The sequence below is a fragment of the Erwinia sp. Leaf53 genome (genome assembly GCF_001422605.1).
Classification (GTDB): Bacteria; Pseudomonadota; Gammaproteobacteria; order Enterobacterales; family Enterobacteriaceae; genus Erwinia.
In genome coordinates this window covers 129,436-145,512 of sequence record NZ_LMLK01000024.1, presented here as the reverse complement: position 1 = coordinate 145,512, position 16,077 = coordinate 129,436, and the positions used below count along the sequence as shown (strand labels likewise).

General features: G+C 61.6%; 13 protein-coding genes. 9 read left to right on the top strand and 4 right to left on the bottom strand.

Features of this window, described 5'->3' with window-relative positions:
- Positions 1-133: 133 nt before the first annotated feature.
- The 6 genes from ASF13_RS19135 to ASF13_RS24510 all read left to right on the top strand — a co-directional run bounded on the left by ASF13_RS19135 (position 134) and on the right by ASF13_RS24510 (position 6,315).
- Complete coding sequence (locus ASF13_RS19135; RefSeq protein WP_056240157.1) at positions 134-1,036, top strand: homocysteine S-methyltransferase family protein; 903 nt, start codon at positions 134-136, stop codon at positions 1,034-1,036.
- 69 nt (positions 1,037-1,105) lie between these two features.
- A complete protein-coding gene (locus ASF13_RS19130; protein WP_056240153.1) occupies positions 1,106-2,662 on the top strand; it encodes an ABC transporter substrate-binding protein in 1,557 nt (518 codons plus the stop codon).
- 6 nt (positions 2,663-2,668) lie between these two features.
- Positions 2,669-3,658: an ABC transporter permease gene (locus tag ASF13_RS19125; RefSeq protein ID WP_369814399.1), complete on the top strand. Its 990-nt coding sequence runs from the start codon at positions 2,669-2,671 to the stop codon at positions 3,656-3,658.
- A 64-nt stretch (positions 3,659-3,722) separates the two neighbouring features.
- The gene (locus tag ASF13_RS19120; RefSeq protein WP_056240146.1) at positions 3,723-4,532 is read left to right on the top strand and encodes an ABC transporter permease; all 810 of its coding nucleotides are present in this window, start codon (positions 3,723-3,725) and stop codon (positions 4,530-4,532) included.
- 3 nt (positions 4,533-4,535) lie between these two features.
- Positions 4,536-6,119, top strand: coding sequence for an ABC transporter ATP-binding protein (locus tag ASF13_RS19115; protein ID WP_056240143.1), 1,584 nt, complete (start codon positions 4,536-4,538; stop codon positions 6,117-6,119).
- A gap of 37 nt (positions 6,120-6,156) precedes the next feature.
- Entirely contained in the window at positions 6,157-6,315 is a 159-nt protein-coding gene (locus ASF13_RS24510) for a hypothetical protein (protein ID WP_156365623.1), read from the top strand.
- 8 nt (positions 6,316-6,323) lie between these two features.
- Here the strand turns inward: ASF13_RS24510 and ASF13_RS25410 are convergent, their stop codons facing one another.
- From ASF13_RS25410 to ASF13_RS19105, 3 genes are read right to left on the bottom strand one after another with little or no spacing between them, the layout of a single operon-like run.
- On the bottom strand, positions 6,324-6,485 hold the full coding sequence (locus ASF13_RS25410; RefSeq protein WP_082502389.1) for an RcnB family protein: 162 nt from the start codon (positions 6,483-6,485) through the stop codon (positions 6,324-6,326).
- A 49-nt stretch (positions 6,486-6,534) separates the two neighbouring features.
- A complete protein-coding gene (locus ASF13_RS19110) occupies positions 6,535-7,677 on the bottom strand; it encodes an iron-containing alcohol dehydrogenase (protein ID WP_056240141.1) in 1,143 nt (380 codons plus the stop codon).
- Between the two features lie 19 nt (positions 7,678-7,696).
- Positions 7,697-8,095: a hypothetical protein gene (locus ASF13_RS19105; RefSeq protein WP_233209037.1), complete on the bottom strand. Its 399-nt coding sequence runs from the start codon at positions 8,093-8,095 to the stop codon at positions 7,697-7,699.
- A gap of 474 nt (positions 8,096-8,569) precedes the next feature.
- On the opposite strand from ASF13_RS19105, the gene pqqU reads away from it, so the two are divergent.
- Together pqqU and ASF13_RS19095 are read left to right on the top strand one after the other, a co-directional pair.
- The gene (gene pqqU / locus ASF13_RS19100; RefSeq protein ID WP_369814398.1) at positions 8,570-10,720 is read left to right on the top strand and encodes a TonB-dependent receptor PqqU; all 2,151 of its coding nucleotides are present in this window, start codon (positions 8,570-8,572) and stop codon (positions 10,718-10,720) included.
- Positions 10,721-11,020: 300 nt separating this feature from the next.
- Complete coding sequence (locus ASF13_RS19095) at positions 11,021-13,405, top strand: glucose/quinate/shikimate family membrane-bound PQQ-dependent dehydrogenase (protein WP_056240138.1); 2,385 nt, start codon at positions 11,021-11,023, stop codon at positions 13,403-13,405.
- 603 nt (positions 13,406-14,008) lie between these two features.
- Here ASF13_RS19095 and ASF13_RS19090 read toward each other — a convergent pair.
- Positions 14,009-14,497 (bottom strand): hypothetical protein, encoded by a 489-nt coding sequence (locus tag ASF13_RS19090; RefSeq protein WP_056240135.1) that lies wholly within the window; start codon positions 14,495-14,497, stop codon positions 14,009-14,011.
- 438 nt (positions 14,498-14,935) lie between these two features.
- Here ASF13_RS19090 and arnB point away from each other — a divergent pair, with 438 nt between their 5' ends.
- Complete coding sequence (gene arnB / locus ASF13_RS19085; RefSeq protein WP_056240132.1) at positions 14,936-16,075, top strand: UDP-4-amino-4-deoxy-L-arabinose aminotransferase; 1,140 nt, start codon at positions 14,936-14,938, stop codon at positions 16,073-16,075.
- Positions 16,076-16,077 lie beyond the last annotated feature (2 nt).

Sequence of the window (16,077 nt, the reverse complement as noted above, 5' to 3'; positions counted from 1 at the left end):
TGAGCGTTACGCTTCCCCCTTCGCTCATTTCCTGTAGAAGCTTATCGTGATTTAAGCATATAGACGTCTGGACATGTAGCCATCACTTTCTGTAGCATGCTGCCATTAGAAAAATCTTACCGGGAGCAGGCTGATGGCGCATAAAATTGCAATTCTGGATGGTGGTATGGGGCGAGAGCTGGCGCGGGTTGGTGCACCATTCCGTCAGCCGGAGTGGTCGGCGCTGGCGCTGTATGAAGCGCCGGAGCGGGTGCGCGAGGTTCATGACAGCTTTATCGCCGCCGGTGCCGGTACGCTCACCACCAACAGCTATGCCGTGGTGCCGTTCCATATTGGCGACGCACGCTTTGCCGCCGACGGTCAGCGGCTGGCCGCGCTGGCCGGCCGTCTGGCGCGCGAGGCGGCCGACGCCGCCCCTGAGCCGGTGCGCGTTGCCGGCAGCCTGCCGCCGGCCTTAGGCTCCTATCGCCCCGACCTGTTTGACCTGCCGCAGGCACTGGCTATCCACCGCGTGCTGATCGATGCTCAGGCCCCGTTTGTGGACGTCTGGCTGGGCGAAACCGTCAGTTCGATCGCCGAAGCGGAGGCGATTCACCAGGCGCTGGCCGGTCAGCCGCAGCCGCTGTGGCTCTCCTTTACCCTCAATGATGAAGCGGAACAGTATGATGCCGTCAGCACCCTGCGCTCCGGCGAAAGCGTGACGGCGGCGGTAACCCGCGCCGTGGAGCTGGGGGCAGAGAACGTGCTGTTTAACTGCAGCCATCCGGAAGTGATGCTGTCGGCGGTACGGCAGGCCGCCGCCGTGCTGAAGCAGCTGAATGCGTCGGTGGGCATTGGTGTTTATGCCAACGCCTTTGAGCACGGCAGCAACGGCGGCGGGGCCAATGAAGGTCTGAGCGGCCTGCGTAAAGACAGCGATCCGGCAGGCTATCTGCACTGGGCGCAGGAGTGGGTGGCGGCCGGTGCCACGCTGGTTGGCGGCTGCTGCGGCATTGGCCCGCAGCACATTCAGCGGCTGGCGGAAGCGCTTAAGTAAGACGGACACCGGGTCAGTGCCGCTACGGCGGCAATAATAAAAACAGCAGAAACTACAGGACACCACCACATGAACCGTCGCAACTTTATTAAAACGACCGGGGCACTTTCCGTTGCAGCAGCCTGCACCGGCTGGCCGCTGCAGTCAGCATGGGCAGCGGACGCCGCGCCCGCTGCCGCGGATGCCACGCCGAAAAAAGGCGGGCACCTGATTATCGGCATGGATAACGCCTCCAGCACCGATCGGCTCGATCCGGCGTTCTGGTTTGAGTCCTGGATGTATTTCTTTGGTTCGCAGCTGTTTAACTGCCTGGCCGACGTGGATGAAAACGGCAGGATCGTGCCGTCGCTGGCCGAGAGCTGGGAAACCGCCGACGGCAGCAAAACCTGGCTGCTGAATATTCGTCAGGGCGTGCAGTTCCACGACGGCCGTGCACTGACCGCCAGAGACGTGGTCTACTCGCTGAACCACCACCGCGATGAGAGGTCCACTTCGTCGGTGAAAGGTTACCTCGACCCGGTGGTGTCGCTGGAAGCGACCACGCCGCACCAGGTGACCATTAAGCTGAAAGAGCCGAACGTTGAATTTATCGCCCTGCTCAGCGACGTTCACTTTGCCATTACCCCGGAGAATGAAAACTTCGATAAGGGCATCGGCACCGGCGCCTTTATCCTTGAGAGCTTTAAGCCGGGCGTGCGCGGGCTGGTGAAGCGTAACCCGAACCACTGGAACCCCAACCGTGGCCACGTTGATTCGGTGGAAACCCTGGCGATGAACGACTCGACGGCGCGCGTGGCGGCGCTGGCCAGTGGTTCGGCGCACATGATTAACCGCGTGAACCCGCGTATCGTCGATCGCCTGAAGGCGCTGCCGACCATTCAGCTGCTGCGTTCGAAAGACAGCCAGATCTTCACCTTCCCGGGGCTGGCGAACGTCGCGCCGTTTAACACCCTCGACGGCCGCCTGGCGCTGAAATACGCCATCGATCGTGAGCAGATGATCAAAACCGTGCTGGGCGGTTACGGCACCGTCGCTAACGATAACCCGGTTTTCCCGTCCAGCCCGTACTTTGCCAAAGATATTCCGCAGCGCCCTTACGATCCGGAAAAGGCCAGATATCACTGGCAGAAATCCGGCTTCAGCGGCCCGCTGGTGCTGTCGGTGGCGGAGAGCGGTTTCCCGGGCGCGGTGGATGCCGGCCAGCTGTACCAGAACTCGGCGCAGCGCGCCGGCATTCCGCTGCAGGTGGAGCGCGTGGCGGATGATGCCTTCTGGGACAACGTCTGGATGAAGAAACCCTTTGTCTCCTCTAACTGGTCGCTGCGCCCGACCGCCGATGCGCTGCTGTCGCTGGTGTTTACCAGCAACGCGCCGTGGAACGAGTCGCAGTGGAAAGAGCCGGCCTTTGACCAGCTGGTGACCGCCGCCCGTGGCGAGCAGGATGAACAGAAGCGCCGCCAGATTTATCACGATATTCAGGTGATGCTGGTCGAGAAGGGCAGTGAGGTGATCCCGCTCTACGCCGATGCGCTGGATGCGGCCAGCAGCAAAATTAAAGGGTTTGTTGCCATTCCGGGCTTCACCATGAGCGGCAACCGCGCTGCGGAAAAAGTCTGGTTTGCGTAATTGTCGATGAGTGATTCTCCTTCTATCCGCGGGAAAGGCCATTTCCCGCTGCTTAAGATGATCGTCCAGCGTCTGCTGGCCGGGGTGGTGATGCTGCTGGTGGTGTCGGCGCTGATTTTTGTCGGCATCCAGCTGCTGCCGGGCAACGCCGCGACGGCGATCCTCGGCCAGACGGCCACCCCGCAGGCGGTGGCGGCGCTGAATCAGCAGCTCGGCCTCGATCAGCCGGCCCTCAGCCGCTATCTCAGCTGGCTGGGCGGCGTGCTGCAGGGCGACTTCGGCCACAGCTTTACCAGCCGCGAGGCGATCGCGCCGGTGCTGCTGGAGCGGCTGGGTAATACCCTGTCACTGGCGTTCTTCACCGCTATCGTTGCCGTGCCGCTGGCGCTGGCGATCGGCTTTGCTTCCGCCCGCTACCAGGGGCGCTGGCCCGATCGGCTGCTGAACCTGTTTACCCGCGCGGCGGTGTCGCTGCCGGAGTTCTTCTCCGGCTACCTGCTGATTCTGATTTTCTCGATCACCCTGTTCTGGCTGCCGAGCAACAGCAGCATCGCCGACGGCATGCCGCTGGGCGACAGGCTGCTGGCGATTGCGCTGCCGTGCCTGACGCTGATCTTCGCTATTCTTGGTCATATGAGCAATATGACCCGCGCCGCGCTGGTCAGCGCGCAGAATGCGGCCTGGGTGGATACCGCGCTGATGAAGGGGCTGTCGCCGTCGGCGATCCTGTTCCGCCACGTGCTGCCCAACGTCTGGGGGCCGGTGATTAACGTGATCGTGCTCAACCTGGCCTGGCTGATGGTAGGGGTGGTGATCGTCGAGAACGTGTTTGTTTACCCGGGCCTCGGCCAGTACATGGTGGACAGCATCAGCAAACGCGATATCCCGGTGATCCAGGACTGCGCGCTGCTGCTGGCCGGGATCTATATTCTGCTCAATCTGCTGGCCGATGTGGTCACCCTGCTGGCTAACCCGCGCCTGCGCCACGCCCGTTAATCCCTTTTAGAGGCCAGCCTGGCGTACCGCGAAGGCACGCCGGGCTGACAAGGAACTGATGTTGATGTTAAGGCTGAAACTTGCCGTGCTCCCCGGTGCTATCGGGCTGAGCCTGTTTATTCTGGTGGCGCTGCTGGCCCCGCTGCTGTCGCCCTATGCGCCCGATCAGGTGGTGGGCAGTGCCTGGGCGGGGGTCTCACCGCAGAACTGGCTGGGCACCGATAACCTCGGCCGCGACCTGCTGTCGCGGCTGATCTGGGGCACCCGCACATCGATCGGCGTTAGCGTGGTGGCGACCCTGCTGGCGTTTGCCATCGGTATTTTCCTCGGTTTCCTCGCCGGCTTCTGCCGTGGCTGGGTCGATCAGCTGATTTCACGGGTGAACGACGTGCTGATGGCGATCCCTACGCTGATCCTCGCGCTGGTGGTGCTGGCGATGCTGCCGAAAACCATTCCGGTGATCGTACTGGTGCTCGGCCTGCTGGAGTCGACGCGGGTGCTGCGCGTGGCGCGTTCGCTGGCGCTGGATATTGCGGCGCAGGAGTTTATCGAAGTCGCCCGACTGCGCGGGGAGCGCCTCGGCTGGATCCTGTGGCGCGAGATCCTGCCCAACGCCCTGACCACGCTGGTGGCGGAGTTTGCGTTGCGCTTTATCTTTATTCTGCTGTTCCTGTCGGCGCTGTCGTTCCTTGGGCTGGGCATTCAGCCGCCAACCGCCGACTGGGGCGGGCTGGCGCGGGATAACAAAGACGGCATTCTGTTTGGCGTGTGGGCCGCGCTGATCCCGGGGGCGGCGATTGCGCTGCTGGCACTGGCGCTGAACAGCGTCGCCGACTGGCTGATGAGCCAGCACAGCCGCAGCTGGCAGGAGTAATTAATGCAGTCACAACCGTTGTTAAGCGTGCAGCAGCTGCGCGTCACCGCCGGCAGCGCGGTGCTGGTGGACGATATTTCTTTCACCCTGAATAAAGGCGAAGTGCTGGGGCTGATCGGCGAGTCCGGTGCCGGTAAATCCACCATCGGTCAGGCGATCCTCGGCCACTGCCGCCACGGGATGAAAATCAGCGGCGGGCAAATTATCTTCGCCGGACAGCCGCTGAACGGGCTCTCCGAACGGCAGATGCGCAGCGTGCGCGGCGTACAAATCGCCTACGTGGCGCAGTCGGCCAGCGCTTCGTTCAACCCGGCGAAAACCATCGGTGAACAGGTGATTGAGGTGGCGGTGCGCCACCGGGTGCTGGACCGCCGGGCGGCGATCCAGCGCGCGATGGCGCTGTTTGTACAGCTGCAGCTGCCGCAGCCGCAGCAGTTTTTCCACCGTTATCCGCATCAGGTCTCCGGCGGCCAGCTGCAGCGGGCGATGATTGCGATGGCGATCTGCGCCGGGCCGCAGCTGATTATCTTCGACGAACCGACCACCGCGCTGGACGTGACTACCCAGCTGGAAGTGCTGAAGGCGATTCAGCAGGTGATTGCGCAGAGCGGCGTGGCCGCACTCTATATCAGCCACGATCTGGCGGTGGTGGCGCAGCTCAGCCAGCGAATTATGGTGCTGCGGCACGGCCGTCAGGTAGAGACAGGTGCTACCCCGGCGCTACTGGATCAACCGCAGCAGGCTTATACCCGTGAGCTTCTGCACAGCCACGCGCAGCCGCATACGCCGCGCGGTTCCACTCTGCCGCTGCTGGCCGCGCGTGAGGTCAGCGTTGATTATCAGGGGGAGCGGGTGCTGCACAATGTGTCGCTGACCGTCGGCCGCGGCCGTACCCTGGCGCTGATCGGCGAGTCAGGTGCCGGCAAGTCAACCCTCGGCCGGGCGATCTGTGGGCTGGTCTCCCCGGCGGAGGGCGAGGTGCGCTTTAACGGCCAGCTGTTGCCGCCGGCGCTGCGCCGGCGCAGCCGCCAGCAGCTGCAGTGGGTGCAGATGATCCACCAGCACCCGGACACCGCGCTCAACCCGCGCCTGACCATCCGGCTGCAGCTGGAGCGGGCGATGGTCTGCCTGACCGCGCTGACCGCCCAGCAGCGTAAAGCGCGGGTGGAGACGCTGCTGGAGCAGGTCGGGCTGCCGGTACAGCTGGCGGACCGCTATCCGCACGCGCTCTCCGGCGGTCAGAAGCAGCGCGTCTGTATTGCCCGCGCGCTGGCGGTGGAGCCGCTGCTGATCGTCTGTGATGAACCAACGTCGGCGCTCGATCCGCTGGTCGGGCGTGAGGTGCTGGCGCTGCTGAAGAGGTTACAGGAGCAGACCGGCGTCTCGCTGCTGTTTATCACCCACGATCTGCACGTGGTGAACGCCGTTGCCGATGAGGTCATGGTGCTGCGCCACGGCAGAACGGTGCGCCAGGGAGCGTTAGATCTGGTGTTTAACGCGCCGCTGGACGACTATACCGCCCAGCTGCTGCGCGCGGTGCCGCAGATGCGTGCCGGTTGGTTAGAGGAAGTCAGTGCGGTAGTCTGAGCAAATTCAAACAACGGAACAGATCCGGAGGGAAACAATGAGCGTGTTCTTTATTCTGGCAGTGGTGTTTGGCGCGGCAGCCTTGCCGATGCTGGTGCTGAGCGTCACCCAGCGGCGGCGCAGCCCGTGGCTGGCGGCGGGGATGGTCAATCTGCTGCTGGCGCTGGTGTTTGCCGCCAGCGCCCTGTTTGCCTGAGGCAGCCGTTACTGATGGGCTACCACCGAGGCAATCACCCCGGTCGCTACGGCAATTAGCACGTAGTTACCGTTGACGTTATGCCAGCGGTGCCCGGCCGGCGGTGCCTTCAGACCGTGTTTTTTCCAGTCATTTACCTGATAGCCCGCCCCGCGATACTGCCCCGGCAGGGCGTGGCCCTTGCGGAAATCCGGCTTTACGGAAAACTGTCACAGTGCATCAATCGTGTACGCTGAACGCCTGCTCCAGCAGCCAGCGCTGCTGCGCCTCGCTGTAGCTGACCCACGAATTTTTGCTGTTGGCGCGGGCGAGGATCCAGGCGACATCCTGCTGGCTGAGCGACGGCGGATCCTGCCAGAACGGCGTGATGGCGTGTTCGCGCAGCCAGTCCGCCAGCTGTAGTGCCGCAGGCTGCCCGCCGTGCGGGAACAGGGTCTGTTGCAACTGCTGCATCAGCGCCCGCTGCTGCGGGTTTTCGCTTTCACTGAGCAGAGTCAGGAACGGCAGCAGCAGGCGACCGCATACTTCACCGTGATGATAGTCACGGATCGCCCCCAGCTCCCCGGCGATGCCGTGGATCACCCCCAGCCCGGCCATACTCAGGCACTGCCCGCCGAGCCAGGAGGCCAGCAGCATCTGTTCCCGCGCCTCATCCCCTGACGCATCATCACGGTTCAGCCCCGGCCAGCCGTTGATAAACGCCTGCAGCCCGCTCAGCGCCGTCTGGCGGCTCAGCGCGCTGCCTTTCGCTGACAGATACGCTTCAAACAGATGGGTAAAGGCATCGATGGCGCAGCAGGCCAGCACCCGATCCGGTGTGCCGCGCAGCAGGTCGGCGTCGAGGATCGCCACCTCAGGAACAAACGCCGGATGGCGCAGTGAGGCCTTCACCCTGATGTGCTGTTTGTCGGTGATCACCGCATTCTGCGTTACCTCACTGCCGGTGCCGGCGGTGGTCGGCACCGCGATCAGCGGCAGGGTGGCGGCGGTCACTGCGCTATCGCCAACCTTCTCCAGGTAGCGCAGGGTGTTGAGCGGGTGCTGGCTCAGCGCCGCCACCGCCTTGGCGGCGTCGATCACGCTACCGCCGCCAATCGCCACCACGCGGCCAATCCGGCCGCGCCAGCGTGCCACCCAGCCGTCGATCTCATCGGGTGAAGCTTCATGGCTGACTATCTCAATACCGCACAGCAGCGGTTCAAGCTGTGGCTGCAGAGCCTGCCAGGCCGGGCCGTTGAGGAAGGAGTTGCCGCAGAACAGCAGCGTCGGCAGCGCGGGCTGCTGCAGCAGTGGGATCAGCTGCGGCAGGGTGCCGCGGCCAAACAGGGTCTTTCGGTTGGCAATTAACTGGGTAGGATTCATCGGTCACTTATCTTAACGGTTACAGGCTGCCCGGGCCTGGGCAGGTGAAGGTGATGGCCCGATCCTGCGGCGAATTAATGATGCTGAAGCGGGTGTCGGAGACGCGCTGTGCCAGCCAGCCGTCACGGGTGACGGCCGAGGGAATATAGAGCTGACGGTCGCCCGACCACAGTGGGCCGCTGTCGAGGGTGCGGTCAGGAAGCGTCACGGAAAAGGCGCTGACCCGGTCAATAATTTTTCCCTCAACCGTGCCCAGCGGCTGGCCGCTCAGGGTGGTCACCTCGCCATTGCAGGTTGTCCCCTGGTATTTTCCGGCGCAACCGGCCAGCAGCAGCAGGGCAGCACACAGCAGCGGCCTGATGGCCAGCGGGGAGGTAGGGATGATAGGGGAGAGTCGTGGACATCCGGAAACGGGCATGGTGCATCCTGTCACTGTCACAACGGTTTAACAATCCGTTGAGTATAGCCTGACGGTGATGGCGCGTGTTAGTGGCGCGTGGATTTTGCGGGGTGCCGCCAGAAAGCCTTAAAAACCCCTTAAAAACGCAGGTTAATTATCTGAAACCGGTTACTGAATCAATTCAGCAAAATTGTTAACAACTCTGATAAGCGGTGCTACAATCCGCGCACATTGTGATTTGTATCACATATTTTCGGTAGGGATTCGTGATCCTGGTCAGCGACAAATGTTAAATATTATGAATTATAAAACATAACGCGGTGGCTGACTGCGTAATCCTGTTACATACCGATATACTTTGACAGGTCTGCCTGGCAGCGCATGTAGCGCACTTTGTCAGGGAAAGGCGGGCGCCTGAAATTTCCGTTCTGCATCATTATTGCCGGGCGAAAACGGGCCTGAAACGTTGCTCACTAATGATGAATCACTCCCGTGAATAATAAAAAAACCTCTGCTTATCTTCTGACGCCGCTGTTTGCCCTCTCTGCGGTTGCTGCCAGCTGCGCACAGGCGGCTACCGCCGCCTCTCAGTCAGACTCCTCCACCCTGATGGTCGTCAGACACGTCAGCGGGCTTTCGGAGCTGGATACCCCCGCCGCCGTCAGCGTGGTGGACGGCGACGATCTGCGTAACAGTACGGCGCAGGTCAATCTGTCGGAAACGCTCGGCAGCGTGCCGGGCCTGCAGCTGCAGAACCGCCAGAACTATGCCCAGGATCTGCAGCTGTCGGTGCGCGGCTTCGGCAGCCGTTCGACCTTTGGCGTGCGCGGCGTGCGCATGTACGTGGACGGTATTCCTGCCACCATGCCGGATGGCCAGGGGCAGACCTCCAATATCGATATTAACTCGGTAGGCAGGGTGGACGTGCTGCGCGGCCCTTACTCGGCGCTGTACGGCAACGCCTCCGGCGGCGTGGTGAATATTGAGACCGAGACCGGCACCCAGCCGCCCACCCTGGAAGCGGGCACCTACTTTGGCAGCTTCGGCAGCTGGCGTAACAGCGTTAAGGCCAGCGGCGCGACCGGTGACGGCACTCAGGCCGGCGACGTGAATTACACGATTTCCGGCTCGCGTTTTACCACCCACGGCTACCGTGACCACAGCGGCACGCAGAAAAGCCTCGGTAACGGTAAGCTGGGCGTGCGTATTGATGACGTCAGCACCCTGACGCTGATGCTGAACAGCGTGTCGGTGGATGCGAATGACCCGGGCGGTCTGACGGCGGCGGAGTATCAGGCTAACCCGCGCCAGTCGCCGCGTGGCGACCAGTACAACACCCGCAAGAGCCTCGATCAGACCCAGTTCGGCCTGCGCTACCAGCGTGAAATGAGTGAGAACGACCAGCTGACGCTGACCACCTGGCACGGCGAACGCCACACGACTCAGTACCAGTCAATTCCGGTCGGCACCCAGGCTAACCCGGCCTATCCGGGCGGGGTGATCGTGCTGGAGCGTAAGTATCAGGGGATCGACACCCGCTGGAAGCATGACGGCAAGCTGGGCTCCATGCCGGTGACGCTGATCGGCGGGCTGGACTACGAAACCATGACCGAACGTCGTCAGGGATTCCTTAACTACAACACGGTGAACGGTGTTAATCAGCTCGGCGAGAAGGGCGACCAGCGCCGTAACGAAAAGAACACCATGTGGAACCTCGATCCTTACCTGCAGAGCAGCTGGCAGCTGAGCGATAAGTGGTCACTGGACGCCGGTCTGCGTTACAGCACCGTCAGCTTTGACTCCACCGACTACTACATCACCACCGGTAACGGCGATGACAGCGGCAGCGCGCGCTACCATAAGCTGCTGCCGATGGGCTCAGTCAACTATGCGGCGACCGATGCATGGAACCTCTACTTCTCCGCCGGTCGTGGTTTTGAAACGCCAACCATTAACGAACTCTCCTACCGCTCGACCGACGGTACGCAAACCGGCATGAACCTCGGCCTGAAGCCGGCCACCAGCGACACCTTTGAGCTGGGCAGCAAAACGCGTATTGGTTATGGCCTGCTGACGGCGGCGATTTTCCAGACCAGTACCGATAACGAGCTGGTGGTTGAAAGCAGCAGCAACGGCCGTGCGGTGTATAAAAACGCCGGTGAAACCCGCCGTCGCGGCCTGGAGCTGGGCTTCGACCAGCAGTTCGCTCAGGACTGGAAAATGAAGCTGGCGTGGACGCTGCTGGACGCCACCTACCGTAATGAAACCTGTAATGCTGCCGCGACGTCCTGTACGCCCGCAGGTAACCGCCTGCCGGGCATCGCCCGCAATATGGGCTACGCTTCGCTGCAGTATGCGCCGGAAAGCGGTTTCCACGCCGGTGCGGATATCCGCTATATGAGCAGTATCAAGGCTAACGACGCCAATGACGCCGAAGCCGGCGCATATGCGGTGACCAGCCTGAACAGCGGCTACCGCTTTAACTGGAGCCAGTGGTCGCTGGATCTGTTTGGCCGCGTCGATAACCTGTTCGATCGCCAGTACGCCGGATCGGTGATCGTCAACGAAGGCAACAAGCGTTACTACGAATCGGCCCCTGGCCGTAACTGGGGCGGCGGTGCCACCCTGGCGTATCAGTTTTAAGCGTTAAGCGGATCGTCTCCCGGCCCTCTGGTGAGGGGGGCAGCCCGGCAGCCTGCCCCTGATCTCATTCCGGGCAGAGCGTCAGGCTGATTCGCCGGGCAGATTGCGCGCACCGCGTGCCAGACTTATGCACCGGGCAAAGCCCGGTCACAGAATCCAGCAGTAACCGGCCAGCGGGAAGGGGAGCTTCCCGCTGGCCGGCACGGAACACCGGATGGATGGTTAAAACAAAACCGGGTGTTTCAAAAGATTAAGCCTACGCTTAATCGGTGACTTTTCATTTTTGGTAAGGTTCAAACTATGCAAAGTAAAGCATCAAGAGTGCTTCTGCTGCTAACGGCGATATTTGCCGCGCTGAGCGGCCTGTATCTGTTAATTGGCGGCATCTGGCTCGCTAAATTAGGTGGTTCGCTGTACTACATCATTGCTGGTGTGGTGCTGCTGATTACTGCTGTGCTGCTGCAGCGTAAGCGCGGTGCCGCGCTGACGCTCTACGCCCTGTTCCTGCTGGCCACCACCGTGTGGGCGCTGTGGGAAGTGGGTTCCGACTTCTGGGCGCTGACCCCGCGTCTTGACGTCACCTTCTTCTTCGGCCTGTGGCTGGTGCTGCCGTTTATCTGGCGCGGCCTGGTGTCGAAGGGCGCGTTCCCACGCGCTGCGCTGAGCGCGGTGCTGGTGTTCGTCGTCGCGGTACTGGCGTACTCGGTGTTTAACGACCCGCAGGAGATCAACGGTACCCTGAGCCCGGATCAGGCGGCAGAAGCCACCCCGGCAGATGACGGTATCCCTGCCGGTGACTGGCCGGCCTACGGCCGTACCCAGGGCGGCACCCGCTACTCGCCGCTGAAGCAGATCACCGACCAGAACGTCGGCGAGCTGAAGCAGGCGTGGTCGTTCCAGACCGGCGACCTGAAACTGCCAAGCGATCCGGGTGAGATCACCAACGAAGCCACGCCGATCAAAATTGGCAACGCGCTCTACCTGTGTACCGCGCACCAGAAGCTGTTCGCGCTGGATGCGGCCACCGGTAAAGAGAAGTGGCACTTCGACCCGAAAATGAAGACCGACCCGACGTTCCAGCACGTGACCTGTCGCGGCGTCTCTTACTATCAGACCCCGGAAGCGGCAACGGCACCTGCCGGTACGCAGCTGGCGCTCTGCTCACGCCGCGTGCTGCTGCCGGTCAATGACGGCAGCCTCTACGCGCTGGACGCGGAAACCGGCGCGCTGTGCCCGGAATTTGGCGACAACGGTAAGCTGAACCTGCAGAGCAATCTGCCGTACAACAAGGTCGGTTCTTACGAGCCAACCTCGCCGCCGATCGTTACCGATAAGGTGATTGTGATGGCCGGTGCGGTGACCGATAACTACTCGACCAAAGAGCCTTCCGGGGTGATCCGCGGCTTCGACGTCAACAGCGGTAAACTGCTGTGGGCCTTCGATACCGGCGCGAAAGATCCGAACGTGATTGCCGAAGGCGAGCAGAACTACACCGCCAACTCGCCAAACTCATGGGCGCCTGCGGCCTATGATGCGAAGCTGGATCTGGTTTACCTGCCGATCGGCGTGTCGACGCCGGATATCTGGGGCGGTCACCGTACCCCGGAGATGGAGCGTTTTGCCACCGGCGTGCTGGCGCTGAACGCCACCACCGGCAAGCTGGGCTGGTTCTACCAGACCGTGCACCACGATCTGTGGGATATGGACGTACCGGCACAGCCGACGCTGGCGGATATCAACGATAAAGACGGCAACAAGGTTCCGGTCATTTATGTACCGACCAAAACCGGCGATCTGTTCGTGCTGGACCGTCGCGACGGTAAGCCGGTGGTGCCTGCACCAGAGATGAAGGTGCCGGGCGGTGCGGCGAAGGGCGATCGCGTGTCGCCAACCCAGCCGTACTCTGAGCTGAGCTTCCGTCCGAAAGAGCATCTGGCCGGTAAGGATATGTGGGGCGCCACCATCTATGACCAGCTGATCTGCCGCGTGATGTTCCATCAGCTGCGTTATGAAGGCCCGTTCACCCCGCCATCTGAGCAGGGTACGCTGGTGTTCCCGGGTAACCTGGGGATGTTTGAGTGGGGCGGCATTTCGGTGAACACCGATCGTCAGGTGGCGGTTGCCAACCCGATGGCGCTGCCGTTTGTGTCACGTCTGATCCCACGCGGTCCGGGTAACCCGATCGAGCCGGATGAGAACGATAAGGGCGGTACCGGTACCGAGTCCGGCGTGCAGCCGCAGTACGGCCTGCCGTACGGCGTGACGCTGAACCCGTTCCTGTCGCCGTTAGGTTTCCCGTGCAAGCAGCCTTCATGGGGCTATATTTCGGCGATCGATCTGAAGACCAACGATATCGTGTGGAAGAAACGTATCGGTACCGTGCGCGACAGCTCACCGGTTCCGCTGCCGTTTAAGATGGGGATGCCGATGCTGGGCGGCCCGGTGTCTACCGCCGGTAACGTGTTCTTTATTGCGGCCACCGCGGATAACTACCTGCGCGCGTTTAACCAGTCTAACGGTAAGCAGCTGTGGGAAGCCCGTCTGCCGGCCGGTGGTCAGGCGACGCCGATGACCTATGAGGTTAACGGTAAGCAGTACGTGGTGATCGTGGCCGGTGGTCATGGTTCCTTCGGGACTAAGCTGGGCGATCACGTGATTGCTTATGCGTTGCCGGACAGCAAATAAGTTTTAACGCTGTGGCAGAAGGGGGCGACTTTAGGGTCGCCCCCTTTTTTTGTGCCTGCGCTTTGGGGCCGGGGCGCTTTGGGTTTGGGGGCCTGGCTTATCGGTGCGTGGCTTTGGGGCCGGGTCGCTTTGAGGTTGGGTGCCTGGCTTAATCGGGGTTATCCGGATCGCGGACACGCCAATAACGTCCCTGGGCTCTGCCGGGCGCATCCCTGCGCCCGAAGGTCCGCTAACCCGGATAACCCCGATTGCCTGTAATTACTGGTGTTGCTGTCCTGAAATATTCTATATCTGCGCTCAAACGTCAAAACATCAAAACATTAATACGGGTCTTTAATACGGGTCTTTTTGGCTTTTAAGGCAGCAACTCAATTGCTGAAAAGGGAGGCCGTTGGCGAGCAGGTTAGCCGGGCGTATGCCGCACGGATGCGGCATCCGAGCCTCCAGGGATGGATTATTTTTTAAAGCCCGGATTTTTGGGCTTTAAAAAATTAACGGCGTCCCGGCGTTCTGTCGCCAACGGCCGAACCCGTCATCGAAACTAAACGCGATGCCCTTAACAGCAACACAATCGCCGAATCCGCCCCGAAACAAAAAGCCGCGTCAGCCCTGGCGTAAGCCAGCGGTGGCCGCCAGCGCCTGCAGGGCGGCGATCTGCTCGTGCCAGCGGGCGAGGGCGCTGGCTTCGTCGTTGAGGCTGAAGGTCAGGCCGTGGGTGACGGTGGCGTAGGGCGCGCGGTGGGCGATGACCTGGTGAACGGTGGCGCTGAACACGCTCAGGTTGAGATCGGTCAGCGTCTCGTCGCGCTGCACAACCAGCAGCTGAATCTCCCAGATAGCCCCGTCAAGCACCAGCGCCAGCGTGGCCTTGCCGTCACGCTGCAGATTGCGGGTAGTAGTGGAGTGCGGCCAGATGGCGAACAGCAGCTGCCGGGGTGTGAGGGCGAGGATTTCACCGAGGCTGAGCTGAGCGGCGTAGGGCCAGCCGTTATCGCCGACGCTGGACAGGCGAATCGCCTGGTGCAGGTGGCTGGCCGGCAGCGAGCCGTCGAGCAGCGCCAGCAGCGCCGGAGGTAAGAGGGTGTCAGTCATGATCGATTCCTTGATGTCTGGGCGGTCAGTGTAGCCCGCCTGCCCGCAGGCCACCACCTGAGATGTTGCTGACAAAGTAAAGTGACAAAATGATGAAATTTTGCTTATGTTTAAGTGCTGTTGATGTTGTGCGATGAACGGCAGCGTTCTGAACATAAACGGCGATTAAACCTGCGTCAGGTTGCCCTGCACGACATGCTGTTCTTAATCTTTCCCTAATAATTTTCGTTTAACGTGCATATATCCGGGTATTGCTATGCTCTTTTGGGTAATAAGTAGCGCTTTGTCGTTGTTTTTTTAATCTCACGGGCCCTGTGAGGAATAATCTGCTGGTCAGCATCGTTAACGCAGCAGGTTGATTTATTTTTAATCACAACCGTCGTTTTCGATCTTCTTCAGCTAACGTTATTGCTATCAATAGTTTATTGGGATTAATCAATGTCTGAGTTTTTGCCTTTCTCACGCCCGGCAATGGGTGACGCAGAGCTGGCCGCGGTCGACGAGGTCCTGCGCTCCGGCTGGATCACCACCGGACCGAAAAATCAGCAGCTTGAACAGGCATTCTGCCAGCTTACCGGCAATCGCCACGCCATTGCCGTCAGTTCGGCCACGGCCGGGATGCACGTCACGCTGATGGCGCTGGGGATCGGGCCAGGCGATGAGGTGATCACCCCGTCGCTGACCTGGGTCTCCACCCTGAATATGATCGTCCTGCTGGGGGCTACGCCAGTAATGATCGACGTCGATCGCGATACGCTGATGGTCACGCCTGAGCTGATTGAAGCGGCGATTACGCCACGGACCAAAGCGATTATTCCGGTGCACTATGCCGGCGCACCGGCGGATATCGACGCCATCCACGCGCTGGGCGCGCGTCACGGCATCGCGGTCATTGACGATGCCGCCCATGCGGCCGGTACTTACTATCGCGAGCGCCATGTCGGCAGCAGCGGTACCGCCATTTTCTCGTTCCACGCGATTAAAAATATGAGCTGCGCCGAGGGCGGGCTGGTGGTCACCGACGACGCTGCGCTGGCGGGCCGGGTGCGCAGCCTGAAGTTCCACGGGCTGGGCGTTGATGCCTTCGATCGCCAGACCCACGGCCGCGCGCCGCAGGCGGAAGTGATTATGCCTGGCTACAAGTACAACCTGGCCGACATCAACGCGGCGATTGCGCTGGTGCAGCTGGATAAGCTGGCGGCCAACAACGCCCGCCGGGCGGAGATTGCCGGCCGCTATCTCACCGAACTGGCGGATACGCCCTTCCTGCCGCTGCGTCAGCCCGACTGGCCGCATCACCACGCCTGGCATCTGTTTATTCTGCGTATTGACCCGCAGCGTTGCGGCATCGGCCGCGATGAGCTGATGCAGGCGCTGAAAGATCAGGGCATCGGCAGCGGCCTGCACTTCCGTGCCGCCCATACGCAGAAATACTACCGCGAGCGCTTCCCGCAGCTGTCGCTGCCGCACACCGAGTGGAACTCGCAGCGCATCTGCTCCATTCCGCTGTTCCCCGGCATGCACGACGGCGACGTCGATCGGGTGATCGGCGCGCTGCTTACGCTGGCAGGAAAATAACC

Coding starts and splice junctions, on each gene's coding strand:
- ASF13_RS19135 (WP_056240157.1), top strand. CDS start 134: ATGGCGCATAAAATTGCAATTCTGGATGGTGGTATGGGGCGAGAGCTG.
- ASF13_RS19130 (WP_056240153.1), top strand. CDS start 1,106: ATGAACCGTCGCAACTTTATTAAAACGACCGGGGCACTTTCCGTTGCA.
- ASF13_RS19105 (WP_233209037.1), bottom strand. CDS start 8,095: ATGCCCGTTTCCGGATGTCCACGACTCTCCCCTATCATCCCTACCTCC.
- ASF13_RS19120 (WP_056240146.1), top strand. CDS start 3,723: ATGTTAAGGCTGAAACTTGCCGTGCTCCCCGGTGCTATCGGGCTGAGC.
- ASF13_RS19090 (WP_056240135.1), bottom strand. CDS start 14,497: ATGACTGACACCCTCTTACCTCCGGCGCTGCTGGCGCTGCTCGACGGC.
- ASF13_RS19095 (WP_056240138.1), top strand. CDS start 11,021: ATGCAAAGTAAAGCATCAAGAGTGCTTCTGCTGCTAACGGCGATATTT.
- ASF13_RS24510 (WP_156365623.1), top strand. CDS start 6,157: ATGAGCGTGTTCTTTATTCTGGCAGTGGTGTTTGGCGCGGCAGCCTTG.
- ASF13_RS19115 (WP_056240143.1), top strand. CDS start 4,536: ATGCAGTCACAACCGTTGTTAAGCGTGCAGCAGCTGCGCGTCACCGCC.
- arnB (WP_056240132.1), top strand. CDS start 14,936: ATGTCTGAGTTTTTGCCTTTCTCACGCCCGGCAATGGGTGACGCAGAG.
- ASF13_RS19110 (WP_056240141.1), bottom strand. CDS start 7,677: ATGAATCCTACCCAGTTAATTGCCAACCGAAAGACCCTGTTTGGCCGC.
- ASF13_RS19125 (WP_369814399.1), top strand. CDS start 2,669: ATGAGTGATTCTCCTTCTATCCGCGGGAAAGGCCATTTCCCGCTGCTT.